At 72.4% G+C, this 24,370-nt stretch carries 23 protein-coding genes and 1 pseudogene; 16 read left to right on the forward strand and 8 right to left on the reverse strand.

Translation table 11 applies throughout. The annotated features are described in order from the left end of the window. From AB0300_RS15590 to dinB, 10 genes and pseudogenes are all read left to right on the forward strand, one after another. Window positions 1–88 (forward strand): annotated as a pseudogene (locus AB0300_RS15590) (RNA pseudouridine synthase); the annotation flags it as partial. A 13-nt stretch (window positions 89–101) separates the two neighbouring features. Next, on the forward strand, window positions 102–1,022 hold the full coding sequence (locus AB0300_RS15595) for an ABC transporter permease (RefSeq protein ID WP_051582242.1): 921 nt from the start codon (window positions 102–104) through the stop codon (window positions 1,020–1,022). Beyond that, complete coding sequence (locus AB0300_RS15600; RefSeq protein WP_366216361.1) at window positions 1,015–1,863, forward strand: ABC transporter permease; 849 nt, start codon at window positions 1,015–1,017, stop codon at window positions 1,861–1,863. Before AB0300_RS15595 ends, AB0300_RS15600 begins: the two co-directional genes overlap by 8 nt. Next, window positions 1,860–3,620 (forward strand): ABC transporter ATP-binding protein, encoded by a 1,761-nt coding sequence (locus AB0300_RS15605; RefSeq protein ID WP_366216362.1) that lies wholly within the window; start codon window positions 1,860–1,862, stop codon window positions 3,618–3,620. The genes AB0300_RS15600 and AB0300_RS15605 overlap by 4 nt, the downstream gene beginning before the upstream one ends. Further along, on the forward strand, window positions 3,620–5,836 hold the full coding sequence (locus AB0300_RS15610; protein WP_366216363.1) for a peptidase C14: 2,217 nt from the start codon (window positions 3,620–3,622) through the stop codon (window positions 5,834–5,836). The genes AB0300_RS15605 and AB0300_RS15610 overlap by 1 nt, the downstream gene beginning before the upstream one ends. 34 nt (window positions 5,837–5,870) lie before the next feature. Further along, window positions 5,871–7,259, forward strand: a complete 1,389-nt coding sequence (locus AB0300_RS15615) for a hypothetical protein (RefSeq protein ID WP_366216364.1) — start codon at window positions 5,871–5,873, stop codon at window positions 7,257–7,259. Window positions 7,260–7,369: 110 nt separating this feature from the next. Next, window positions 7,370–8,128 (forward strand): SDR family oxidoreductase, encoded by a 759-nt coding sequence (locus tag AB0300_RS15620; RefSeq protein WP_085604421.1) that lies wholly within the window; start codon window positions 7,370–7,372, stop codon window positions 8,126–8,128. After that, window positions 8,125–9,201 carry an enolase C-terminal domain-like protein gene (locus AB0300_RS15625; RefSeq protein ID WP_366216365.1) on the forward strand — a complete coding sequence of 359 codons (1,077 nt, stop codon included), beginning with the start codon at window positions 8,125–8,127 and terminating at the stop codon, window positions 9,199–9,201. Before AB0300_RS15620 ends, AB0300_RS15625 begins: the two co-directional genes overlap by 4 nt. A gap of 1 nt (window position 9,202) precedes the next feature. Continuing rightward, window positions 9,203–10,006 (forward strand): SDR family oxidoreductase, encoded by an 804-nt coding sequence (locus tag AB0300_RS15630; protein WP_366216366.1) that lies wholly within the window; start codon window positions 9,203–9,205, stop codon window positions 10,004–10,006. A gap of 61 nt (window positions 10,007–10,067) precedes the next feature. Further along, entirely contained in the window at window positions 10,068–11,264 is a 1,197-nt protein-coding gene (gene dinB / locus AB0300_RS15635; RefSeq protein ID WP_366216367.1) for a DNA polymerase IV, read from the forward strand. 69 nt (window positions 11,265–11,333) lie between these two features. Here the strand turns inward: dinB and AB0300_RS15640 are convergent, their stop codons facing one another. Beyond that, the gene (locus AB0300_RS15640) at window positions 11,334–11,684 is read right to left on the reverse strand and encodes a nuclear transport factor 2 family protein (RefSeq protein WP_062633303.1); all 351 of its coding nucleotides are present in this window, start codon (window positions 11,682–11,684) and stop codon (window positions 11,334–11,336) included. Beyond that, a complete protein-coding gene (locus AB0300_RS15645) occupies window positions 11,677–12,426 on the reverse strand; it encodes an SDR family oxidoreductase (protein WP_366216368.1) in 750 nt (249 codons plus the stop codon). Before AB0300_RS15645 ends, AB0300_RS15640 begins: the two co-directional genes overlap by 8 nt. A 77-nt stretch (window positions 12,427–12,503) precedes the next feature. Between AB0300_RS15645 and AB0300_RS15650 the strand changes: the two genes are divergently transcribed. Together AB0300_RS15650 and AB0300_RS15655 are read left to right on the forward strand one after the other, a co-directional pair. Beyond that, window positions 12,504–13,478 carry a C-terminal binding protein gene (locus AB0300_RS15650; protein WP_366216369.1) on the forward strand — a complete coding sequence of 325 codons (975 nt, stop codon included), beginning with the start codon at window positions 12,504–12,506 and terminating at the stop codon, window positions 13,476–13,478. 10 nt (window positions 13,479–13,488) lie between these two features. After that, window positions 13,489–14,346, forward strand: a complete 858-nt coding sequence (locus tag AB0300_RS15655; protein ID WP_366216370.1) for a fumarylacetoacetate hydrolase family protein — start codon at window positions 13,489–13,491, stop codon at window positions 14,344–14,346. Between the two features lie 261 nt (window positions 14,347–14,607). Here AB0300_RS15655 and AB0300_RS15660 read toward each other — a convergent pair whose 3' ends face one another. The 6 genes from AB0300_RS15660 to AB0300_RS15685 are packed head-to-tail and all read right to left on the reverse strand — an operon-like array spanning window position 14,608 to window position 20,007. Then, window positions 14,608–15,456: an SMP-30/gluconolactonase/LRE family protein gene (locus tag AB0300_RS15660; protein WP_315107863.1), complete on the reverse strand. Its 849-nt coding sequence runs from the start codon at window positions 15,454–15,456 to the stop codon at window positions 14,608–14,610. Further along, window positions 15,453–16,274 carry a hypothetical protein gene (locus AB0300_RS15665; RefSeq protein WP_366216371.1) on the reverse strand — a complete coding sequence of 274 codons (822 nt, stop codon included), beginning with the start codon at window positions 16,272–16,274 and terminating at the stop codon, window positions 15,453–15,455. Before AB0300_RS15665 ends, AB0300_RS15660 begins: the two co-directional genes overlap by 4 nt. A 49-nt stretch (window positions 16,275–16,323) precedes the next feature. Further along, on the reverse strand, window positions 16,324–16,815 hold the full coding sequence (locus AB0300_RS15670) for a gluconokinase (RefSeq protein ID WP_025104122.1): 492 nt from the start codon (window positions 16,813–16,815) through the stop codon (window positions 16,324–16,326). Then, the gene (manD, locus tag AB0300_RS15675; protein WP_136051158.1) at window positions 16,812–18,050 is read right to left on the reverse strand and encodes a D-mannonate dehydratase ManD; all 1,239 of its coding nucleotides are present in this window, start codon (window positions 18,048–18,050) and stop codon (window positions 16,812–16,814) included. The genes AB0300_RS15670 and manD overlap by 4 nt, the downstream gene beginning before the upstream one ends. Next, window positions 18,047–19,228, reverse strand: coding sequence for an N-acetylglucosamine-6-phosphate deacetylase (locus tag AB0300_RS15680; RefSeq protein WP_366216372.1), 1,182 nt, complete (start codon window positions 19,226–19,228; stop codon window positions 18,047–18,049). The genes manD and AB0300_RS15680 overlap by 4 nt, the downstream gene beginning before the upstream one ends. Continuing rightward, the gene (locus AB0300_RS15685; RefSeq protein ID WP_025104119.1) at window positions 19,225–20,007 is read right to left on the reverse strand and encodes a 6-phosphogluconolactonase; all 783 of its coding nucleotides are present in this window, start codon (window positions 20,005–20,007) and stop codon (window positions 19,225–19,227) included. The genes AB0300_RS15680 and AB0300_RS15685 overlap by 4 nt, the downstream gene beginning before the upstream one ends. A 139-nt stretch (window positions 20,008–20,146) precedes the next feature. Here AB0300_RS15685 and AB0300_RS15690 point away from each other — a divergent pair, with 139 nt between their 5' ends. The 4 genes from AB0300_RS15690 to AB0300_RS15705 are packed head-to-tail and all read left to right on the forward strand — an operon-like array spanning window position 20,147 to window position 24,158. Then, a complete protein-coding gene (locus AB0300_RS15690; RefSeq protein ID WP_025104118.1) occupies window positions 20,147–21,163 on the forward strand; it encodes a LacI family DNA-binding transcriptional regulator in 1,017 nt (338 codons plus the stop codon). Window positions 21,164–21,207: 44 nt separating this feature from the next. Then, window positions 21,208–22,251 carry a Gfo/Idh/MocA family oxidoreductase gene (locus AB0300_RS15695; protein WP_366216373.1) on the forward strand — a complete coding sequence of 348 codons (1,044 nt, stop codon included), beginning with the start codon at window positions 21,208–21,210 and terminating at the stop codon, window positions 22,249–22,251. After that, window positions 22,248–23,279, forward strand: coding sequence for a Gfo/Idh/MocA family oxidoreductase (locus AB0300_RS15700; RefSeq protein ID WP_366216374.1), 1,032 nt, complete (start codon window positions 22,248–22,250; stop codon window positions 23,277–23,279). Before AB0300_RS15695 ends, AB0300_RS15700 begins: the two co-directional genes overlap by 4 nt. Window positions 23,280–23,294: 15 nt before the next feature. Continuing rightward, window positions 23,295–24,158, forward strand: a complete 864-nt coding sequence (locus AB0300_RS15705; protein ID WP_025104115.1) for a Gfo/Idh/MocA family oxidoreductase — start codon at window positions 23,295–23,297, stop codon at window positions 24,156–24,158. The last annotated feature ends 212 nt before the right edge of the window (window positions 24,159–24,370 follow it).

Consider the following 24,370-nt stretch of genomic DNA (forward strand, 5'->3'; position numbering starts at 1 on the left):
CCGGCACCCGTGCGTCGGGGACCCGCTCTACGGCGCCGACCCGACGCTCTCGGCCCGCCTCGGACTCACGCGTCAGTGGCTGCATGCGGATCAGCATCGCGATGCTGATCGCCACCTCGCTCCTCGTCTTCGTCGTGCTCCGGCTGCTGCCGGGCGACCCCGTCATCACCCGCCTCGGCTCGACGCCGGGCGTGGATGCCGAGACCATCGCCCGGCTCCGGGAGGAGGCCGGCCTCGACGCCCCCGTCATCGAGCAGTACCTGCGCTGGATCGGCGGCGTCTTCACGGGCGACTTCGGTCAGTCCTACTTCAACCAGTACTCGGTGACGGAGCTCATCGCCCAGCGCCTGCCCGCGACGCTGGAGCTCACGCTCATCGGCGTGCTCCTGGCCGTGCTCATCGCCACCCCGGCCGCCGTGTTCGCCTCGCTGCGTCCGCTCGGCGTGGTCGACCGGGTGCTCACCGCGATCTCGACCGCGGGCATGGCCCTTCCCCAGTTCCTCATCGGCATCGTGCTCATCGTCGTGTTCGCCGTGCAGCTCAAGGTGCTGCCGGCCCGCGGCTACACGCCGTTCGCGGAGGACCCCGCCGAGAACCTCGTGCGCATGATCCTCCCCGGTCTCACCCTCGCCTTCGCGGCGGCGCCGCTGCTCATGCGGTTCCTCCGGGCCTCGATGGTCGAGGTGCTGGACGCCCCCTACATCCGCACCGCGAAGGGCAAGGGACAGTCGGCGAGCGGCGTCGTGCTCGGCCACGCGCTCCGCAACGCCCTGATCCCCGGGCTCACCATGCTCGGCCTGATCGTCGGCTACACCCTGGGCGGCGTGGTGATCGTGGAGTACGTGTTCGGCGTCCCCGGGCTCGGCTCGCTCGCGATCGACGCGGTCTTCAAGCGGGACTACGCGGTGCTGCAGTCGGTCGTGCTGCTGATCTCCGCGATGTTCATCCTCACCACGCTCATCGTCGACCTCCTCTACGGGGTGCTCGACCCGCGTCTTCGTGCAAGGAGCAGCCGTGGCTGACACCCTCACCCTCGCGCTGCGCTCCGCGCGTCCCCGCCGACGGGTCGCCGTCGCCTCCTGGATCCCGCTGGGGCTGCTGGCGATCATCGTCCTCGCCTGCGTGCTCGCCCCGCTCCTGGCCCCGTATGACCCCGCGGCGCAGTCGTCCGACCGGTTCGCCGGTCCCTCGGCGGCGCACCTCTTCGGGACCGACGAGTTGGGCCGCGACCTCTTCAGCCGCGTGCTCTACGGCGGCCAGCTCACCGTGTTCATCGCCGGGGGCGCGACGCTCGTGGCCATGGTCCTCGGCATCGCCTGGGGTATGGCGGCGGCGTTCGGACGCGGTTGGGTCGATGAGATCCTCATGCGTCTCGCCGACACGGTCATGGCGATCCCGCAGATCCTCTTCGCGCTCGTCTTCATCTCCGCGTTCGGCGCCGACCCCGTCAAGCTCGCCGTCATCATCGGGGTGCTCCTCACGCCGACCACCGCGCGGCTCGTGCGGTCGTCGGTGCTCAGCGAACTGCAGGAGGACTACTTCACGGCCGCTGTGGCGTTCGGCTCGACCCGGCGCCGGCTGCTCTTCGCCGAGGTGCTCCCGAACGCCAAGGGGCCGATCATCGTGCAGGCGGCCATCAACGCCGCCAACGCGATCCTCCTGGAGGCGTCGATGAGCTTCGTCGGGCTCGGCATCGCGCCGCCCGAGGCCACCTGGGGCACGCTCGTGCAGCAGGGCTACCAGAAGATGTACCAGTCCATCGGGTACGTGTTGTTCCCGGCCCTGTTCATCTTCGTCACCATCTGGCTGCTCAACGTGCTCGCCGACCAGTTCGGCGGCGATCGGAAGGGGAGGGGCCGATGACCGACCTCATGCCCGTCCTGCAGGTGCAGGACCTCACCGTTTCCTACGGCGACGTCATGCCCGTCCAGGGCATCACGTTCGCGGTGCGCCCCGGGGAGCGCATCGGCCTCGTCGGCGAATCGGGCTCCGGCAAGTCGCTCACGGCGCTGTCGATCATGCGCCTGAACGAGGGGGCGACCCTCGGCGGCAGCATCCGGCTGCGCGACCGTGAGCTGCTCACGCTGAGCCCGCGGGAGATGACCCGCGTGCGCGGCGGCGAGATCGCGATGGTCTACCAGGACCCGATGTCGTCGCTGAACCCGGTCCGCACGATCGGGCACCAGCTCGTCGAGGCGATCCGGCTGCACGACCGGGTCTCGGCGGCGTCCGCCCGCGCGCGGGCCGTCGAGCTGCTGACCGAGGTCGGGGTGCCGCTCCCTGAGGAGCGTCTGGGCCAGTACCCGCACGAGTTCTCCGGCGGGATGCGGCAGCGCGTCATGATCGCGATGGCCATGTCGTCCCGACCCGCCGTGCTCATCGCGGACGAGCCGACCACGGCCCTCGACGTCACGACGCAGTCTCGGATCATCGACCTCCTCGACCGGCTCGCGGAGGACCACGGGACCGCGGTCGTGCTCATCACGCACGACCTCGGCGTCGCCGCCGGGTTCTGCGAGCGCATCCACGTGATGCGGCACGGGCGCGTGGTCGAGGAGGGCCCGGTCGACCGCATCTACGCGGCCCCGGAGCACCCGTACACGCAGGCGCTCCTCGGCGCGGTCGTCGACCTCACGGTAGACGTGCAGCAGCCCATCCGCACCGCCGCGGAGGTGCTCGAACGCGGGACGGAGCCGCTCGCCGAGGCCGGGTCGATCAGCGCGGTGGACCGGGCGCGGGAGTCCGGCGACCTGCTGGTGGACGTGCAGGGCGTGTCGAAGGTGTTCACGCTCGGCTCCGGACGCCGGGTGACCGCGGTCGACGACGTGTCGTTCCAGATCCGGCGTGGCGAGACGGTCGGGCTCGTCGGCGAGTCGGGCTCCGGCAAGTCGACCGTGTCGAAGGCCGTGCTCGCGCTCGGCGGCATCGACGGCGGGACGGTCGTCTTCGACGGGCAGCGTCCGCACGACCTCCGCGGCGAGGAGCTGCGGCGGCTGCGCAAGCGCATGCAGATGGTGTTCCAGGACCCCTTCTCGGCGCTGAACCGGCGGCAGACCGTCGCGCAGATCATCGAGGCGCCGCTGCGCGCCCACGGCATCGGCACCCGGGCCTCCCGCGCCGAGAAGGTGCGCGAGACCATGCACCGCGTGCGCCTGGACGAGGAGTTCGCGCACCGGCTGCCGCGCTCGATGTCCGGCGGGCAGTGCCAGCGCGTGTCCATCGCCCGGTCGCTCGTGCTGGAGCCGGACTTCCTCGTGCTCGACGAATCGGTGTCGGCGCTCGACGTGTCGATCCAGGCGCAGGTGCTCAATCTGCTCCGGGAGCTGCAGGCCGAGCTCGGCCTCACCTACCTCTTCATCAGCCACGACCTGGCGGTGATCCGGTACATGTCCTCGACGGTCGCCGTGATGCAGCAGGGCCGCATCGTCGAGATCGGCGCGCGCGACGCGCTCTTCGCGAATCCGCAGCACGAGTACACGCGCGGGCTCATGGCGGCGATCCCCGTCGCCGACCCGGTCCTCGAGCGCCGACGGCGTGCGGAGGCCGCGGCGCTCTGGCAGACCCACGGCGGGCAGACGGGCGCGGTCCCCGCGACGACCGCCGGACGAGGAGGACGATGATGACCATCACGGATCAGGGGACGGGGCCCGCGGCGGACACCGCGGGTGCCGGCGCGGCGGTGCGGTCCACCGGCCGCCGCGCGCTCATGGCCGGGCTCGGCGCGGTCGCGCTCGGCACAGCGGGCGCGCTCGCGAGCACGGCACCGGCGCAGGCAGCCCCGGTCGTCGCCGGCGCCAAGGACGTCACGCGAGCGGAGTCCGTCGCCGATCTGGGCCGCCTCCGGGCCCGCGACGGCGAGGTGGCGGTCGTCGCCGGGTACCGGAAGCCCGGCGACGCCGGGCTGCTCGTGTACGTGGGCAGCGAGAACGCGAAGACCACGCCCAACGGCGGCACCGTGATCGCGGGGAAGCACGACACCCGCTGGATCCTGCAGCATGACGGGACGGTCGACTTCCGGGTCTTCGGCATCACGGGACCGGAGAAGCCGGCCGACGACGCGCTCGCCGCGATGGTGAACGATCCCCGCATCCGCCGGATCGAGGCGAGCACGGATCTCCTGTTCCGGCGACGGCACCGCTTCACCCGGTCGTACGTCGAGATCGACTTCGGCGGACACCTCATCACGACCGACGGCATCGAGAAGAACACGCACGACAACCCGTTCGGCGCCGTGATGTTCTTCACCGGGGTGTCGAAGGACGTGACCGTCGAGCACGCTCTGGCCGAGGCCTGGCCCGAGCTGACCGACGCGGTCGCCGTGCCGGATGCCTCCCGGTTCCCCGTCGACTCCTGGTGGGCGGTGCAGTGCGATCCGGTCGCCGGAGGAGGGGCGGACGAGCGCGAGCTGCAGCGGTTCGTGCAGGTGACGCAGCAGATCGACGCCACCCACATCCGCATCGACTACCTCAACGGCTGGCCGCTGGACACGGGGCGAAAGCTCGTCTGGCGGCAGATGGAACCGGTCGCGGGCGTGCGCATCGCGAACATGCGGTTCCTCGGCGCCGGACCCTTCGACGGTCCCACCGACGGTTCCTTCCCCGACTTCCGTGAGCTCACCGGCTCCCACCCGATCGCCTTCGAGTACGCGATCCACTGCGACGTCGCCGACGTGCACGCGAGCCGCACCTGGTGGCCCGTGATCATGCGGCGCTGGAACACGCACTTCACGACGGAGCGCTGCTCGGTGGAGAACCCGCCGACCGTGTTCTACGGCGGCGCCGGCTACCTCACGCAGCAGATCTACAGCCTCTATGGACGGGTCAGCGACTGCACGTCGTCGAACGCCCGGCACCTGAACGACCTCACCGCCAGCGCGTACTGCCTCGTCGAGAACTGCCACGGCGACGGCGACGATCAGGGAGGCAACCCCTTCACCACGCACGGACAGTACGAGCACGACCTCACCTTCATCGGCAACTCCGGGCTCATGGACATCGCCAACTCCGGCGCGCAGTGGGGCACGGCCGCCAAGCGCATCACGGTGCGCGACCACGTCTGCTCCTGGTTCGTCGCCGGCACCAAGGTCAGCGATCTGACGCTGGAGAACGTGCGGGTCATCGGCCGCTCGACCTTCGATCCGCAGGCGACCATGACCATCAACGCCGACGGCGCCCAGGTGCGCGGGTGCACCGCGGGACTTCTGGCGGTCGGTCAGCGGTCGCAGCGCTCGTCGCGACCGACCGTGATCGCGGACTCCACCTTCGCGCTGCCGAAGGACCAGGTGCTCGTGCAGACCCCGGTCACGGCTCCCGTGCGCTTCGTGGACTGCACGATCACCGGGATCGACGGGGTCAAGGCCCGTGGGTCCGGGCCGGTCGAGTTCGTGGACTGCCGACTCAGCGGCCCGGCGGCGGGTGCGCCCTTCGAGCTCGGCGCCGCCACGGTCACCATCCGCGGCGGTTCCGTGCGCGACGTGCGCCTGACCGCGACCGCGGTGCGCGATCAGCTGGTCGCTCTGGACGGCGTCGAGCTGTCCACGGAGCGGACGGACGGCGCGCTGCTGAGCAGGGCTGCCGGTGCCGGCGTCGTCACCTGGCGGGTGAGCGGGGTGACCTCGACAGTGCCGCGGGGCGCGGCCCACCTCGACATCGGGACGGGCGTCAACCACGCCCGCGTCACCGGCAGCCAGTTCGTCGGCGGAGGACTGCGGCTGGCGGACGGGTTCGCCGAGCCGTCGACGCTGCTGTACAGCGACACCGTCGAGCGCGGCGTCGAGACCGCACTGCCGGAGGCCGGACCGCGCGTCGTCATCGCGGACGTGCTGGCGAGCGCGTGACGGACGGCATCATGGACATCAGGGAGGACCACGCGTGAACGACACCGCAGCGGCGACGCACCTCGGAGACCGCATCCGCATCCCCCGCACGCGGGCGCGCATCGGCGTCGCCCGGCGCGACATCACGCCGCCCGTCGGCATCCGCGCCAAGAACTGGGGCCCGGCCGACTGGGAGCGCTCCGAGGGGGCGCACCGGCCGTTCGAGCTGACCGCGCTCGCCGTGGTGGCCGCGGACGAGCGGCCCCGGGTGCTGCTCGCCGTCGACGGCACCTGGTGGCGCCGAGTCGCCGATGAGCAGGGCGTGCGCGGGGCGATCCTCGACGGTCTGGGCCTCGATGCCGATCAGCTCATGCTCTCCCTCTCGCACACCCACGCCGGGGCCGTGCTCTGCGCCGCGGATGCGCATCTGCCGGGCGGCGAACTCATCCCCGGGTACCTGGAGGCTCTTGCTGCCGCGGGCATCGCCGCCGGGCGGGAGGCGCTGGAGGCTGCGCGACCGGGACTGATCGAGTGGACCACGGGCACCTGCACCCTCGCGGCGGAGCGGGAGCTCGACCTCGACGGCCGCGCGCTCGTCGGCTACAACCCCCAGGGCACCGCCGACGACACGGTGACCATCGGCCGGATCAGCATCGACGGGGAGGTGCGGGCGACGCTGGTGAACTACGCCTGCCACCCGACGACCCTGGCCTGGCAGCACCGCGAGGTGTCTCCGGACTACGTCGGCGCGATGCGCGAGATCGTGGAGGCCGCGACCGGCGCACCGTGCCTCTTCGTGCAGGGGGCCTCGGGCGAGTTGGCGCCACGGGAGCAGTACACCGGCGATGTCGCGGTGGCCGACCGGCACGGACGCTCACTCGGGCACGCGGTGCTCGCGGCGCTGGACGGGATCCCGGTACCCGGCGAGGAGCTGACGCTGGACGGGGTCGTGGAGTCGGGGGCTCCGCTCGCGATCTGGACCGGGACCCCGGCGGACGGCGGCGACGGGGCGGCGGGAGTCGTCTCGGCGGTCGAGCTGCCGCTGCGCGACCTGCCCACCCTGGACGAGCTCGCCGAGGAGTGGAAGGACATCGACCCCCGGTCCCGGGAGGAGCGCCTCGGACGGGCGCGGAACCTCCGTGACGGCTACATCGACGGTCCGACCGTGTCGCATCCGGTGTGGGCCTGGCGGCTCGGAGACGCCGTGATCGTGGGGCATCCGGGCGAGGCGTACTCGCGGCTGCAGACGACGCTGCGGGAACGGTTCCCGGAGACGCCGATCGTGGTGATGAACCTCACGAACGGCCCGGGGTTCGTGTATCTCCCGACCCGCGAGGCCTACGACCGCGGCGCCTATCAGTCCTGGCAGACGCCCCTGGCTCCCGGAGCCCTGGAGCTCCTGGAGTCCCACGCCGTGTCGGTTGTGGCCGGGTTGCTGGGGTAGTCCCGCCTTCGAATCGCCCACTTTGCTCCATTTCCGGCCGAAATCGAACCAGTTGCGCGATTCGAACGGGATAGAGTTGCTATAGCAAATCCCCGAGGCAGAGGAGAGACATGACCGCGCGCCCCGTCGCCATCGTCACCGGAGGCTCGGCCGGCATCGGCTGGGAGATCGGACAGCGGCTCTCCGCGGACGGCTACCTCGTCGTCGCGACCGACCGCGTCCCCGGGCTCACCGCGGGCGAGAACCCCGCCGGGATCCTGTGGCGGGAGCTCGACGTCACCGACCATGCCGCCGTCGACCGGGTCTTCGGCGAGATCGAGGCGGAGCTCGGGCCCATCGAGGTGCTCGTGAACAACGCGGGCATCCAGCGGCATCGCGGGATCGAAGACCTCACGTGGGACGAGTGGTCCGCGGTCGTGGACGTGAACCTGCACGGGGTGTTCTCCGCGCTCCAGGCTGCCGGGAAGCGCATGCTCGACCGGGGCGAGGGCCGCATCGTCAACATCTCCTCCATCTCCTCGCGAGGCTCCGCGGGGCGGGCGCCGTATGCCACGACCAAGGCCGCCGTCATCGGACTCACTTCGACGGCCGGAGCGGAGTGGGCGTCGCGAGGGGTGCGCGTCAACGCCGTCGCCCCGGGCTATGTCGACACCGGAGTGTTCCGGCAGGGCGTCGAGCAGGGGACGTTGAGCCTCGACACGATCCTGTCCCGCATCCCCGCGAAGCGCCTGGCCGACGCGAGTGAGATCGCCGCGGCCGTGAGCTTCCTCGTGTCGGACCAGTCGCGCTACATGAACGGGCAGACCCTGTACGTCGACGGCGGGTTCATGGTCGACTACGGCGTGCCCCTCGCGAAGAAGCCCGAATGACCGCCATCGCTCGGATCGACACGGCCACGGCGGTCCTCCCCCTTCCGGCACCGCTGCAGCTCGGCGCGATGACGGTCACGCGGCGGGAGTATTCCGCGGTGCAGGTGACGGCGGACGACGGCACCACCGGGGTCGCCTACTGCCTGTCGCGCGAGGCCCCGATGGCGGAGATCGTCGACCGCCTGGTGGCTCCGCACGCGGTGGGGCTCGACGCCGACGACCCGGCGGCCGCGTGGGACCGGATGCTCCGCGGCAGCGCGATCGTCGGACGGGTGGGACTCGTGCGGCGGGCGATCGGTCTCGTCGACATCGCCCTGTGGGACATCGCGGCCCGTCGCGCCGGCGTGCCGCTGTGGACCCTGCTCGGCACGGGGGACGTCCCCCGGGAGGGGATGCTCGTCGCCGCGTATCCGTCTCCGCAGCGCACGCCGCGGGAGGTCGCGGATGAGGTGCTCGCGCAGGCGGAGGGCTGGGCGCAGGTGAAGATCTCGCGCATTCCCGATCCGGCATACATGCGCGAGCTGCTCGCGATCCTCGGCGCGGAGCTGCCGTCCTCGACCGGACTCGTGGTGGACGTGGGCTTCGGCTGGCCCGACGCGGAGGCCGCTGTGGCGGAGGTCGCGCAGTGGGGCGACCCGCGCCTGGCCTGGCTGGAGGATCCGCTGCTCCCCGAGGACGCGGCCGGTGTCGCCCGCATCCGCCGGGAGACCGGGCTGCCGGTGGCGGTGGGCGACGAGGTGACCGACCCCGCCGTGCTCCGGGCTCTCGTCGAGGTCGGCGAGGTCGACGCGCTGCGCCTCGACGTGGTGGCGATCGGTGGCGTCACCCCCGCGCGCGAGCTCATCGCCTGGGCGGCGGAGCGCGGCGTCCCGGTGTCCGGGCACGTGTACCCCGAGGTCACGGCCCACCTCGGCATCCAGGTGGAGACCTTCGCCCGCGGGGTGAATCCCTACGACCCCGCGCCCTCGTTCGTCACGGGCGGGCCGCAGTTCGCGGGCACCGTCACGCCCCCCACGGCTCCGGGGCTCGGCTTCGGCCTCGATCCCGCCGTCTTCCGATTCGAGAGGGACTGACATGACACCTTCCCCGCGCAGCGTCGTGGTCACCGGCAGCGGCAAGGGCATCGGCCGCGCGGTGGCCGCGCGGCTCACCGCCGACGGCTGGATCGTGGTCGGGCTCGAACGCTCTCCCGGCTCCGGGACGGTGGAGGAGGGGATCGTCGCCGAGGTCGTGCTCGGCGACGCCTCCGATCGGAGCGCCCACGAGCGTGCCGCCGCCGCCGCGCGCGCGAGGGCTCCGCTGGCCGGCTGGGTCAACAACGCCGGCATCACGAAGCGCACGCCGCTGCACGAGCTCGACGAGACGGTCGTGCGCGAGATCGTCGACATCAACGGCTTCGGCTACCTCTGGGGCTGCTCGACCGCCGTGTCCGCGTTCCTCGATCAGGGCGTCGCCGGGGCGATCGTGAACATCGGCTCGATCCACGGGCGGTCGAGCTTCGTGGACCACGCGGCCTACGAGTTCACGAAGGGCGGCATCGACGCCCTGAGCCGCAGCGTCGCCGTGACATATGGCGGATTGGGCATACGAGCGAACACCGTCGCGCCGGGCGGCGTGCGCACTCCGCATCTGGAGGCGCAGATCGCGCGGGCGGCCGACCCTGCGGCGGAGGAGCGCCTGCTCGCGGAGGGTCCGCCGATGGGACGCATCGCCCGTGCGGAGGAGGTCGCCGCGGTGACGGCGTTCCTGCTCTCCGACGAGGCCCCCTACCTCTCGGGGCAGTCCATCGCGATGGACGGAGCGTGGACGGCGTCGTTCGGCGACATCACGCTCGACCCCGCGCTGCGGGAGCGGTTCGAGGCGCCCCCGGCCTCCTGAACTCCGGCCACGCCGATGTCCCCGGTCCGTGCGACGATCCGCTCGTCGACGGGAGAACGGGATGCGCGGGGAAGCGACGGTTCTGCACGCCGATCTCGATGCGTTCTACGCCTCGGTCGAGCAGCGTGATGCGCCGGAGCTCCGCGGGCGTCCGGTGATCGTCGGCGGCGGGGTCGTGCTGGCCGCGAGCTACGAGGCGAAGGCGCGGGGCGTCCGTACGGCGATGGGCGGCCGGCAGGCGCGGGAGCTGTGCCCCGACGCCGTCGTCGTGCCGCCGCGGATGGAGGCCTACTCCGCGGCCAGCAAAGACGTCTTCCGCATCTTCCGCGACACCACCCCGCTCGTGGAAGGGCTCTCCATCGACGAGGCGTTCCTCGAGGTCGGCGGGCTGCGACGCATCGCCGGCACTCCCGAGGCCATCGCCATCCGGTTGCGGGAGCGCGTGCGCGCCGAGGCGGGCCTGGCGATCTCGGTCGGCGTCGCCCGCACGAAGTTCCTCGCGAAGGTCGCGAGTGCGGTGAGCAAGCCCGACGGACTCCTCGTCGTCGAGCCCGACCGGGAGGAGGAGTTCCTCCTACCGCTCCCCGTCGAGCGGCTGTGGGGCGTCGGCGCGGTGACGGCGGAGAAGCTGCACCGTTACGGCATCCGCACGGTCGGACAGCTCGCGGAGCTCGAGGCCGCGACCGCGGAGCGCATGCTCGGCAAGGCGGCCGGAGCGCACGTCCATGCTCTCGCCCGCCTGCGAGACCCCCGCCCCGTGGACACGACCAGGCGCCGGGGATCGATCGGGTCGCAGCGGGCGCTCGGCGTCCGTCCGCGGTCGCCGGAAGAGCTCGACGTCATCCTCACCCAGATCGTCGACCGGCTCGCGCGGCGACTCCGCGACGGCGACCGCGTGTGCCGGACGGTGGTGCTGCGGCTGCGCTTCGGCGACTTCGCGAAGGCCACCCGTTCGCGGTCGCTGCGGGCGCCGACCGACCGCACCGCGCTGCTGCTCGCCGTCGCCCGCACGCTCCTCGCCGCGGCGCAGCCCGAGATCAGTGGTCGCGGCATCACCCTGCTCGGCCTCTCGCTCACCCAGCTCGACGCGGCGGACAGCGTCCCGCCCGAGCTGCCGATCGACTGGGGCGACGAGTCTCGCCTCGACACCGTGCTCGATACGCTCCGTGACCGCTACGGCTCCGCCTCGGTCTCCCGCGCCGCTCAGCTCGGCCGCGACCCCGGTTGGTCCTCTCCCGTGCTGCCGGAGCACCACTGACCCCTTTCGAATCGCTTGACTGGTCCCATTTCGGCCGGAAACAGAGCCAATCGGGCGATTCGAAGCGGGTCAGGCCTTGAGCATCGACGCCCGCGAGATCACGCCGTCGACCACGTCGAACGTCGCGATCGTCTCTGTCGCGACGCCGGCGTTGATGACGCGCTCCTGGGCGACGACCCAGCGGGAGCCGAACAGGACGCTCGTGTCGATCACGCAGGAGAGCTCCGGGTTCTGCAGCCGCGGCTCGTAGAAGGCGCGGATCGCGGCCGACCCGACGAGGGGTTCCGGCGCGACCCCGGTGACCACGGCGTCGTCGGCATAGGTCGCGACGAAGGCGTCGAGGTCGTGGGCGTTGAAGGCGTCGAGCTGCGCCTGCACGGTGTCGAGGGCAGAACGGTCCTGGGCGGTGCGGTCAGTCAATGCGAACTCCTCCGTTGACGTCGTAGGTGGCTCCGGTGATGAAGCGGGCCCGCTCCGAGGCGAGCGACGCGATGATCCAGGCGACGTCCTCCGGCTGACCGAACGCGCCGAGGGGGATGCCCGACTCGAGCTTGGCGCGGCCTTCGCCCTGGAGCTGATCCGTGATCGCGCTGGCGACCGGGCCGGGCGTGACGGCGTTGACGCGGATGCCCTCGGCGGCGAGGTGCCGGGCGAAGCTGCGGGTGATCGCGAGGATCGCCCCCTTGCTGGCCGCGTAGTGGATGCCCGTCTGCAGCGCGCCGACCTGCCCGGCGATCGAGGCGATGTTGATGACCGAGCGGTCGCCGTCGGCGGCCCGGAGCAGGGGGAGCGCCGCGCGGGTGAGCAGGAAGGTGCCGCGGGCGTTCGTCTCCAGGACGAAGTCCCACTCCTCGATGTCGATCTCGGGGTACGGGGTGTAGGGGCAGACGCCGCCGTTGTTGACGAGGACGTGCAGGTCGCCCCAGGCGTCCGTGATCTCGGCGATGAGCGCCGTGATGGAGTCGGTGTCGCGGAGGTCGAGGCGCGACACGTGGACGTCCGGCGAGCCCGCGGCGCGGCACTCCTCCGCCACGCGTGCGGCTTCGGCCTCCCGTCCGGCGTAGGTGATCCAGAGGGCGACGCCCTCGCGGGCGAGTTCGAGGGCGGCGGCGGTTCCGATGCCGGAACTGGCGCCCGTGACGAGTGCGCGGCGAACAGTCATGCCTAAACGCTATAGCAAGAACCGGTTCCCCGGACAGCGCTGTACGAGAAGTTGCTAGATGCTATAGCATCGCATCCATGACCGCGCCGCTCATCCTCGTCACCGACTGCGACCTCCCCGGGACCGTCATCGAAGACACCCTCCGCGCCGCCGGCCTCCGTGCCGAGCGGGCCGCCTCCGGGAGCCCGGACGACATCGCCGCCGCCGGAGCCGACGCCGAGGCCCTGGTCGTGCAGTGGGCGCGCATCGACGGCGACCTCATGGACCGCCTGCCGAACCTCCGTTTCATCAGCCGTGTCGGCATCGGCTACGACATGATCGACGTCGAGGCCGCCACGGCCCGTGGCATCGCCGTCGCGAACACGCCGAGCTACTGCATCGAAGAGGTCGCCGCGCACACCGTCGCGATGATCATGACCCAGGCCCGCGGCCTCTCCGCCTACGACCGCGCCGTACGGGAGGGCGTCTGGAAGGCCGTCGACGCCCGGCCGCTCGCCGTGCGGCCGTCCTCCACCACCGTGTCGGTGCTCGGCTTCGGGCGCATCGGATCGATCGTCGCCCGCGGGTGTCGGGCGCTCGGCTTCCGTGTGCTGGTGGCCGACCCGTATGCCTCCGACGACGCCGTGCGCGACGCAGGCTGCGAGCCCGTCGACATCCCGTCGGCGATCGCCCGCGCCGACATCCTCACCCTGCACGTGCCGCTGACGGACGAGACCCGCCACCTGATCGACGCCGCGGCCCTGGCGACGATGAAGCAGGACGCCGTGATCGTGAACACCTGCCGGGGGCCGCTCATCGACGAGGACGCCCTGGCCGCGTCGCTCCGCGACGGCCGGCTCGCCGGTGCCGCTCTCGACGTCTTCGCGGAGGAGCCGCTCCCCGGCACCTCCCCGCTGCGCGCGCTCGACACCGTGCTGCTCACACCGCACGCCGCCTGGTACTCACCCGAGGCCCTGGCGGATCTTCCCGTGCACGCCGCCGAGAACGTGATCCGCTCGCTCGCGGGCGAGGCCGTGCCCATCGTCAACCCGGCCTTCGCCGCCGCGCGCTGAGAGGACTCCCATGGAACTGCTGCGACTCGGCGCGATCGGCCACGAGCGCCCCTACGTCCGCGATGACCAGGGCGCGGTGCGCGATCTCGGCTCCCTGACCCGAGACATCGACGGCGCCTTCCTCGCCGCGGACGGCATCGCCCGCGTGCGGGCGGCACTCGCCGACGGCTCGCTTCCGGAGGCGGAGACCGCGGGACTGCGCGTCGGTGCCCCTGTGGCGCGGCCGACCGCGGTGATCTGCATCGGCCAGAACTACGCGGCGCACGCGGCGGAGTCGGGCTCCGAGCCGCCCGCACACCCGGTGGTGTTCTTCAAGCACCCGAACACGATCGTGGGGCCGGACGACGTCGTGCTGCTGCCGCCAGGCGCCGAGAAGGTCGACTGGGAGGTCGAGCTCGCGGTCGTCATCGGCCGCACGGCGCGGTACCTGCCCTCCGCCGAGGCCGCGCGCGACGTGATCGCCGGCTACACCATCTCGAACGATGTGTCCGAGCGGGCGTATCAGCTCGAGGTCTCCGGCGGACAGTGGTCGAAGGGGAAGTGCTCCGAGACGTTCAACCCCCTCGGCCCGGCACTGGTCCCCGCGGACGAGGTCGACCCCCAGGCGCTGCGCCTGCGGTCCTTCGTGAACGGCGAGCCGCGGCAGGACTCCTCCACCGCCGACATGATCTTCCCGGTGCTGCAGCTGGTGCACGAGCTCAGTCACTACCTCGTGCTCGAACCCGGCGACGTCATCAACACCGGCACCCCGCAGGGCGTCGCGCTGTCCGGACGCTTCCCCTACCTGCAGGACGGCGACGAGATGACCATCGAGATCGAGCGACTCGGCCGCCAGCACCAGCGCACGGAGCGGGTCCGTCTCGGGTGAGGCCTGTGCCCGGGGCACGGTTCCTTTCGCTGAGTGCAACCGTGTCCCGGGTAGAGGTCTCTCCCGGATGCCCGCGCGGGCTCAGGCATGCGCGCAGGCTCAGGCGGCTGAGGGGAAAGGGGCCTGCTTTCGCGCGACAGCCTGGTGCCGCGAGCGCCCGGCGGCTCAGGCATCCACGGGTACACAGGCATCCGCGCGGGCTCAGGCGGCTGGAGGCGAAAAGTGCCTGATGCCGCGCGAGCGCCTGACCCCGCGCGGGGGTCAGCCGGCGAAGGGGAGGACCGGGAGGCCGTGCACCCCAGGGCGCACCGCGAACACCGACCCCGCGGCGGTGCCGTGATCGGACCGCAGGCCCTGCGCGGAGGTCGTGATGAAGAGCGTGCCGAGGTCGTCGCCGCCGAAGGTGCAGGCACTGACCTGGGGCACCGGCAGCACGATGTCCTCGCGCACGGCCCCGGACGGCTCGAACCCCCGCACGCGGCTCCCGCCCCACAGCGCGACCCAGACGCTGCCGTCCGCGGCGACCGTGAGGCCGTCGGGCACGCCGTCGTCTTCGGGGATGTGCGCGAACACCCGGCGTCCGCGGAGCTCGCCCTCGCTCACGTCGAACACGTCGATCCGGCCGGTGTCGGTGTCCACGTAGTAGACGCGGCGGCCGTCCGGGGAGTAGCTGACACCGTTGGACGAGGTCACGCGGGGGAGCACCGTGGTCACGTCGAGGGCGGCGTCGATGCGCAGCACGGTCCCGGCACCCGCGGTGGAGTCCGTGGACATCGATCCGGCCAGGAGTCGTCCTCGCGGGTCGCAGCAGCCGTCGTTCATGCGCACCGGGCCGTCGTCGAGCAGGGTCGCGACGGGACGGGCCTCCGCGTCGGGGCCGTCGGCGAGGTACAGGGTGCGCGCGCCCACCGCCACGAAGCCCCCGGACGTCCGCGGGCGGAAGAACGCGAGGTACTCGTCGTCGATGTGCTGGCGGACGATCTCGTCGCCGCGGAGGGTGAGCAGGTCGCCCGCGTCGCCGTCGACCCAGCGCAGGCCGCCCCACCCGGGCCACCAGACCGGGGCCTCGGCGTGGACGGCGACCGGGCCGGTCACGTTCTCGGGAGTCATGCGCCCTCCGCCGTCCGTCGAGGGTCGGTCACGGGCAGCGGCTCCGGGACGGGGTCGGCATGATCCGCCGAGGCGGCAGGGGCGGCCGGGAGCTCTTTCGCGACCTGCTTCTCGAGCACGGTCACGGCCTCGTCAGAGAGCAGGATGAGGCCGTCGAGCTCCTCGCGCACCCGCTTGTAGGCGATGTTCCGCTCCGACTGCGTCGCCGACTCGTCCACGGCGACCTTGAGGAGCTGCTGCGCGCGGTCGAGGCGCTTGCGCTCGGCCTCGGTGAACGTCGAGTCGCGCAGCCGCCGGGCGTCCTTCTCCGCGATCTCGAACGCGACCGCATAGTCGCCCACGGCCTGCAGGTACTCCGCCATCTGCTGCTCCGTGAGCTTCGCGTCGGCGGCGGCCGGACGCACCGCGTCCGCGGTCTTCTTCGCGCGCAGGAAGGCGGCCGTCAGCGGCTGGCGGCCGTCGCTCATCGCGGGGAAGGCGATGAGCTTGGCGACGTCGAGCTCGTAGTCCAGCCACCGCGCGGTGATCTCATCGTGCTCGGCGAAGAGGCGGGCGAGCAGGTCGTCGGGCGCCACGGAGGCCGTGGTGTCGACGACGGTGGGACCCCCGTGCTTCGCCTGCCGGGCGGCCGCGCGCGCCTCGATCTCGGCGGTCTTGACCTGCGCCTTCATGCGCAGGGCCTCCAGCCGGCGCTCGTGTCGACGCTTGGAGCCGCGCTCCCAGGCCTTGGCGACCCCGCCGGCCATGCCCATGATCGGGAAGACGAGCCACCAGTAGTCACCCGCGAAGTTCCAGAAGCCCCGGATGAACTCGTCCATGATGGGTTCAGCCTACTGCGCGACGGCGGGTCGCCGGGGGCCCGCGCGGTCACGGGAGGGCGCGCACGATCCGGTCGCAGAGGACGGCGGATGCGTCGTCCACGACGATGACGACTCCCGCCTCGTCGGCGCCCAGCGGTTCGAGGGTGTCGAGCTGCGAGCGCAGGAGATCGGGCGGCATATAGTGCCCGGTCCGGCCGTCGATCTGCGCGGCGATGCGCGCGGGGCTCCCGACGAGGCTGACGAACCACGTCCCGGGTGCACGGGCGCGGAGGCGGTCGCGGTAGGCCCGCCGCAGGGCGGAGCACGCGACGACCACCTCGCCCGCGGCCGCGAGGTGGTCGCCCACCCGGTCGAGCCACGGCCAGCGGTCGGCGTCGTCCAGCGGGGTGCCCGAGCGCATCTTGGCGACGTTGGCCGGCCCATGCAGGTCGTCGGCGTCGATGAACGGGACGGCACGCCGCTGGGCGAGCTCGCGCCCGACCGTGGTCTTACCCACGCCGGACACCCCCATCACGACGATCGGCCGCGGAGATGTCACCAGTCGTGGACCGTCCCGTCGAGCAGACGGTTGTACGGCAGGTAGGCCTGGGCGTACGGGTACTTCCCCGCTTCATCGACGTCGAGCGCGACGCCGAGACCGGGGGCGTCACCGGGGTGCAGGTAGCCGTCCGTCCAGGTGAACGACTGCTGGAAGACCTGGTCGGTGCGCGTCCCGTGCCGCATGTACTCCTGGATGCCGAAGTTGTGGATGGCGAGTCCGAGGTGCATGGCGGCCGCCATGCCGACCGGCGAGATGTCGGTCGGCCCGTGCATGCCGGACTTGATCTGGTACATCGCGGCGTAGTCGAGGGTCTTCTTCAGGGCGGTGATGCCGCCCATGTGGGTGACCGCTCCGCGCACGTAGTCGATGAGCTGGTCGCGGATGACGTCCTTGAAATCCCAGACGGTGTTGAAGATCTCGCCGATCGCGAGGGGCGTGGTGGTGTGCTGGCGGACGAGCCGCAGGGCCTCCTGGTTCTCGGCCGGCGTGCAGTCCTCCAGCCAGAAGAGGTCGTACGGCTCGAGGTCCTTCCCGAGGCGGGCGGCCTGGATAGGGGTCATCCGGTGGTGGCCGTCGTGCAGGAGCGGCAGGTCCGGTCCGAACTCTTGGCGCACCGCGTCGAACACTCCGGGGAGGTGCCGCAGGTAGGCACCGGTGTCCCAGTCCTCCTCCACCGGGCGCGCGCCGCGGCGGGCCGGCTCGTGGTCGTACCGCACGGTCGCGTCGCCGACGTCGGCCCCTTGGGCGGCGATCCCGTAGATGGCGCGGAGGGTCGGCACCCCGGTCTGCACGCGGATGGCCCGGTACCCCTGCTCCTGATGCGCCCTGATCGAGTCGAACAGCTCCGGGAGCTCCTTGCCGGAGGCGTGTCCGTAGGCGAGGAGGCCGCCCCGGGAGGCGCCTCCGAGCAGCTGGTACACGGGGAGTCCGGCGACCTTGCCCTTGATGTCCCACAGGGCCATGTCGACGGCGGCGATGGCGGCCATGGTCACCGGGCCGCGGCGCCAGTACGCGCCGCGGTAGAGGAACTGCCAGGTGTCCTCGATGCGGGATTCGTCGGCGCCGAGCAGCAGGGGGACGACGTGCTCGCGGAGGTAGGCGACGACGGCGAGCTCCCGGCCGTTCAGCGTCGCGTCGCCGAGTCCGGTGACGCCGTCCGCGGTCGTGATCTTCAGCGTGACGAAGTTGCGGTCCGGGCTGGTGACGATCACCTCGGCCTTGTCGATGGTCATGCGATGCCTCCCGAGGCCGGTGCGCCGGTCGTGGTCTGGATCAGCTCGCCGGCGATGTGCACCTCGAGCGGGGTGATGCGGGTGTCGCCGGGCCGCCAGTCGAAGAGCAGCACGTCGGCCCGGGCGCCCGGTCGCCAGTGCGGCCCGTCGTCGAGCACGGCGGCGGGGGCCGCGGTGGCGAGGCGCATCGCGGTGGCGAGTGAGCCGGTGAGCCGGGCGACGGTGGCCACGCCGACGTCGAGCGTCTGCACGGAGCCGGCGAGGAATCCGGTGGAGAGGTGGCGCAGGGCGCCGTCGTCGGCGAGGTGCACGCCGCCGCCGACTGTGGAGACGCCACCGTCGCGGAGGGCCGCCGGGGTGGCGACGGCGTCGCTGACGAGGAAGAGGCCGTGGTCGCGCTTGGCGGCGATCATGGTCGCGAGGGTCGCGTCCGGCAGATGGTGGCCGTCGGCGATCACCCCCGCGGCGAGGCGGGGCTCGGCGAGCTGGGTCCACAGGTAGTTCGGATGACGGGGGAGCACGGCGTGCGCGCCGTTGCCGAGGTGCGTGGAGAGGGTGGCGCCCGCATCGACGACCGCGGCGATCTCGGCGTCGGAGGCGTGCGTGTGTCCGACGGCGACCCGCACCCCGTGGGCGACGAGGAAGCGGGTCGCCTCGACGGAGCCGGGGTGGTGCGGGGAGAGCGTCACGACGCGCAGGAGTCCGGGGGCCGCGTCGAGCCAGGACTGCAGCTCGGCGAGGGACGGAGGGCGGATGTGTGCGAGCGGGTGCACGCCGCGGGGTCCGTCCTGCTCGGAGAGGCTGGGGCCCTCGACGTGGATGCCCGCGACCGCGCGGGAGGTGGCGGCGGAGGTGCGCACGGCCGCGGCGACGGCGCCGATGCGGGCGACCATGTCGTCGGCGGAGGCTGTGATGACGGTGGGGAGGAAGCGGGTCACCCCGTGCTCCGCGAGCGACGCGGCCATCGCGACGATGTGCGCCGGGTCCGGGACGATCGCGTTCGCGTCGCCGTCGCGGTGCCCGTTGACCTGCAGGTCGATGAGCCCGGGACCGATCCACGGGGCCCCGTCGCCCGGGTCGGCGACGGGGGTGAGGGCGCCGATGCGGCCGTGCTCCACGACGACGTCGAGTCCGCCGGTGCCGAGGGCGTTCCGTCCGTGGAGGGTGAGCGCGGTCATCGCGCCGCCTGCGCGGTCTCGACCCGGGCGGGGTGCAGCAGGGAGGCGGCGTCGCGGTCGACGTGCACCTCGCAGCAGGAGTGGCGGCGCAGCACGGTGCACGGCCAGCGGGCGCTGATCGGCTCCTCGACGAGGGCGCGCACGGCTTCGGCCTTGCGCGCGTCGGGGACGGCGCACACGAGGTGCGCGCCGGCGAGCAGGGCGGGGATGGTGAGGGTGAGCGCGTGCGTGGGCACGGCGTCGAGAGTGTCGAAGCACTCGTCGTCGACCTGCTGCACGCGGCTGGCGAGGTCGAGCTGCACGGTGCGCACGGGGCACGGGTCGCCGAGGTCGGCGTCGGGCGGGTCGTTGAAGGCGATGTGGCCGTTCACGCCGATGCCCAGGCAGACCAGGTCGATCGGTGCTTCCGCGAGCAGCTCGGCGTACTCGGCCGCGGCCGCCGCGGCGCCGCGTTCGGTGTGCATCGGGTGGAACGCGGCGGGGTGCACGACGTCGACGAGGTGGGTGCGCAGCCAGGTGCCGAATCGCTGCGGTGCGGCGGCGTCGAGCCCCAGGTACTCGTCCATGTGCAGGATCGTGATGCGGTCCCACGGCACCTCGGGCTCGGTGGCGAGCGCGCGGTACACGTCGAGCTGGCTGGGGGCCGCGGCGGCGATCATTCGCGCCGAGCCGCGGGCGGCGACGGCCTCGCGCAGGGTCTGCGCCGCGGATCGGGCGGCGGCAGCGCCCATCGCGATGCGGTCGGGATGGGCGTGCAGGGCGAACGTCGTCGTGCTCATGATCCGCCAGCGTAATGCAACCGCTTGCAAAGTCAAGCCCTCGACGCGGACCGGCGAGACGGCACCTACCCCTGGGCGCCGGGCGGACGCGGACGCCGACACGCGCGCCGCAACCGCAGGCGGGCTTAGTGTGTGTGACGTGACAGCCAACAGGAAGACGCCGTCGGGTTCCGTGACGATCGGCGACATCGCGCGGGTCGCCGGGGTCTCCCGGTCGACGGTGTCGCGTGCGTTCAGTCGCCCCGAACTGCTCAACCCCGAGACGGTCCGCCGGGTCAAGGCCGCGGCGGACGAGCTGGGTTACGTCGTCAACCATGCGGCGCGCGCGCTGTCGACCGGTCGCTTCGGCAACGTGGCCGTCGTCGTTCCCGACATCGCCAACCCGTTCTTCCCTCCGCTCGTGCGCCGCGTGCAGACGCTCGCCGACGCCGAGGGGTACGCGGTCTTCCTCGGCGACTCCGACGAGATCGCCGACCGCGAGGCGAACCTGACTTCCCGCCTCAGCGCGCAGGTCGAGGGCTTCGTGCTCGCCGCACCCCGCCTGGACGAGGAGCGCATCCGGGAGCTCGACGCCGCGCGCCCCGTCGTGCTGGTCAATCGTGACATCGAGGGCCTGGCCCGGGTGCTCATCGACCCGAGCGGCGGGCTCGACGAGGCGGTGGCGCACCTGCACCGACTGGGTCATGCGCGCGTGGTGTACCTGTCGGGGCCGCGGGAGTCGTGGTCGGATCAGCAGCGCCGCGCGGCCCTCGATCGCGCGGCCACGCGGGTCGGGCTCGAGGTGATCGTGCAGGAGCTGGGTCGCCCCAGCTCGGCCGGCGGGCGCGACGCGGTCGGCGGCATCCTCGCCTCCGGTGCCACGGCCGTTATCGCCTTCGACGACGTGGTCGCGCAGGGGGTCATGGCGGGGCTGGCCCTGCGGGGAGTCGACGTGCCGCGAGACATCAGCGTGATCGGCTGTGACGACACGCTGGCCTCGGGGACGCATCCGGCCCTCACCACCATCTCCGCCGCGTCCGCCGCGGCCGGGGAGGCGGCGGCGGAGCTGCTGCTCGGGGTGCTCGCGAGCGGCCAGCGATCCGATGCGCGCGTGACCATCGCCACCCACCTCGTGGTGCGCGCGACGACGGAGGCCGCGCACCCGCCGCAGGGCTGAGCGGCGGTTGACAGTGCAACCGGTCGCATGATTCACTGTCGCCCATGCCTCGGATCGCGATCATCGGTGCCGCCCATCCGCACGTCGACTACGTGCTCGACGAGCTGGCCCGCACCGACCGCGCCGGATTCGAGCTCGTCGGCGTGCAGGACGCGGATCGGGAGATCGCCGAGCGGCACGCCGCCCGGTTCGGCGTCCCCGCCGTCGACCACGCGGACGACCTCCTCGCCCGCGGCGTCGACGTCGCGGTGATCGCCGGTATCTACGGCGGCCGCGGCGCGGAGGTCGTCGCCGCGCTCCGCGCGGGCGCTCACGTGCTGGCCGACAAGCCGCTGTGCACGTCCGTCGCCGAGCTCGACGCGATCGCGGCGGCGGCCGCCCAGACCGGCCGCACGGTGAACCTCATGCTGGAGAAGCGGGGGTACCCCGAGACGCGGGCCGCGCTCGCGGTCGTCCGCTCCGGCGAGCTCGGCGACATCGTGGGCATCACCTCCTCCGGTCCGCACAAGCTCAACCGCGACCAGCGCCCGGCCTGGTTCTTCGATCCCGCGGCGTACGGCGGCATCCTCGGCGATCTGTCCGTCCACGACCTCGACGCGGCCCTGCTGTTCGCGCCCGCCGACGAGGGCGTCGTCCGCGGGGTCGTGTCCGCCCCGCTCGACGGAGAAGACCTCTTCCCCCGGTATGGCGCGGCGACCCTCACGACCCCGGGGACGGTGGTCGCGGCGGAGGTGAGCTGGCTGACGCCGCGGGCCTCCGACGTGCACGGCGACTACCGTCTGCGGCTGGTCGGCACCCGCGGCACGGCCGAGATCTTCTGGGCCCGCGGCCGTGTGGAGGTCACGACCGACGATCGCCCGACGCGCGAGCTGGAGCTGCCGGCCGGTCTCCGCCCCGCCCAGGAGGCGCTGGACGCGTTCGCCGCCGGCCGCACCCCCGAGGTGGGCACGCGCGACTCGCTCGCGGCGACCCGCCTCGCCCTCCTCGCCCAGAAGTCCGCCGACCAGGGCGGCGTCGCGCTCCCCTGGTCGCGCACCGCCGACGGCGTCGTTTCCGACGTCGCGTCCCGACGACAGGAGTCCTCATGACCGAACCGCTGCGCATCGCCATCGTCGGCGCGGGGGTGATCGGCGCGGTCCATGCCCGCCTCGTCGCCGCGCTCGACGGCGCCGGAGAGCTCGCCGCCGTCGTCGACGTGAACGAGAGCAGAGGGCGTGCGCTCGCCGCGCAGTACGGGGTGCCCTTCCACGCCTCCGCCGCCGCGGCGTACGCGACCGAGCGGATCGACGTGGCGGCCGTCTGCCTGCCCAGTGCGTTCCACGCGGACGCGGTCGTCGAGGCCCTCGACGCGGGCGTCGACGTGATCGTCGAGAAGCCGATCGACGTTACCCTCGCGGCCGCCGATCGGGTTCAGGCGGCCGAGCGCGCCTCGGGCCGCACGGTCTCGGTCATCAGCCAGCGCCGCTTCCAGCCGGTCGCCTCGTTCCTGCGTCGATCGATCGACGAGGGCGCGCTGGGCCGCGTGACCTCCGGGGTCGTGGAGTCGGCGTTCTTCCGCCCCCAGGAGTACTACGAGTCGGGCGACTGGCGCGGAACCGCGGCCATCGACGGCGGCGGGGCGCTGATGAACCAGGGCATCCACGCGCTCGATCTGCTGCTGTGGATGCTCGGCACGCCTGTCTCGGTGAGCGCCAGGACGGGACGGCTCGCGCACGACGGCATCGAGGTGGAGGACGTCGCCGGCGCGGTGATCGCGTTCGAGAGCGGCGCGATCGGGCTGCTGCTCGCGAGCACCGCCGCGTTCCCCGGACTCCTGGTCCGCCTCGCGGTGCACGGATCAACCGGCACCGCCGTGATGGAGAACGACGGGCTGTCGTTCTTCGCCTCCGCCACCGCGCCTGCGCCGGCCGCGGACACCCTCGTCGAGCATGACGTCCCCGAGGGGTGGAGCGACGTCGACATGGCACACCGCCGGCAGTACCTCGACGTGATCGATGCGATCCGGACCGGGCGACGACCGGCCATCACCACCGACGACGGCCGCCGTGCACTGCAGGTCGTGCTCGCGGTCTACGAGTCCGCCCGCACCGGTCGTCCCGTCGACCTCGCCGAGTGAAAGAGGATGAGACACATGAGAACGAGAGACGTCGCCATCGTCGGCATCGAGAACAGCCACGCCGAGGAGATCATCCGCTACCTCAACGTCGAGCAGCCGGCCGCCGTGCCGGTGCGGGTGGTCGCGCTCGTCGCCGGCGAGGAGGAGCGCACCAGGGAGCTCGCGGCGCTCGGCGGGATCACCCGCATCGTCGCGGACCCGGCCGAACTGCACGGCGCGATCGACGCCCTCATCGTCACCTCCCGGGACGGCGCGCGGCACCGTGCGCTCGCCGTGCCGTTCCTGGAGGCGGGTACCCCGGTGTGGGTCGACAAGCCGCTCGCGGCGAGCGTCGCGGACGCGGAGGAGATCATCGCCGCGGCCGCCCGCGGGCGCACCCCGCTCACGTCGTCCTCGGCGCTGCGCTGGGTGGCGGACACGGACGCGCTCGCCGACGGCCTCGACGGGATCGGCGAGCTCCAGACGCTCACCGTCACAGGACCGGCGGATGCCGCGAGCCCGTACAGCGGCATCTTCTTCTACGGCATCCACATCGCCGACGTCGCACAGCGACTGGTGCCCGGTGAGCCGGAGGACGTGGACGTCCGGCTGCTCCCCGGGGGAGTGGTCGCCCGGTACCGCGTGGACGGGGTGCTGGTGACGCTGGAGTTCATCCGCCCCGACGGGGACGGCCAGGTGCCGTTCCGGGCGACCGCGGTCGGGGGACACGGGGTCCTCAGCCGCGACATCGTGCTGGGCGCGGACTACGTGCAGCCGGGGGTCGACGCGTTCGCCCGGATGCTGGAGACCGGGGAGAGGCCGATCCCGGATGCGCAGCTGCTGGCACCCGTCCAGGTGCTCGCGCAGGTCGCGACCGCGGTGACGGCCCCCGTCGCCTGAGCCTGCAACGCGGTGCAGTGCGCCGCACGGTCGGGTGCTGTTCTCGGGGCAGGATGCGCGTCAGCGGCCCGCCGGACACCCGGAAACACAAGAGAAACACAACTGTTACACCCTCTTCCCCGAAGAAGCCCTTGTAATGCAACCGATTGCACGTTAGCGTGAGATCCGGTTGATCCACCCGTTCATCGGACACCTGTCGGTGACCGTCGAAG

This window comes from Microbacterium sp. NPDC078814 (assembly GCF_040702645.1).
In the GTDB taxonomy this organism is placed as follows: domain Bacteria; phylum Actinomycetota; class Actinomycetes; order Actinomycetales; family Microbacteriaceae; genus Microbacterium.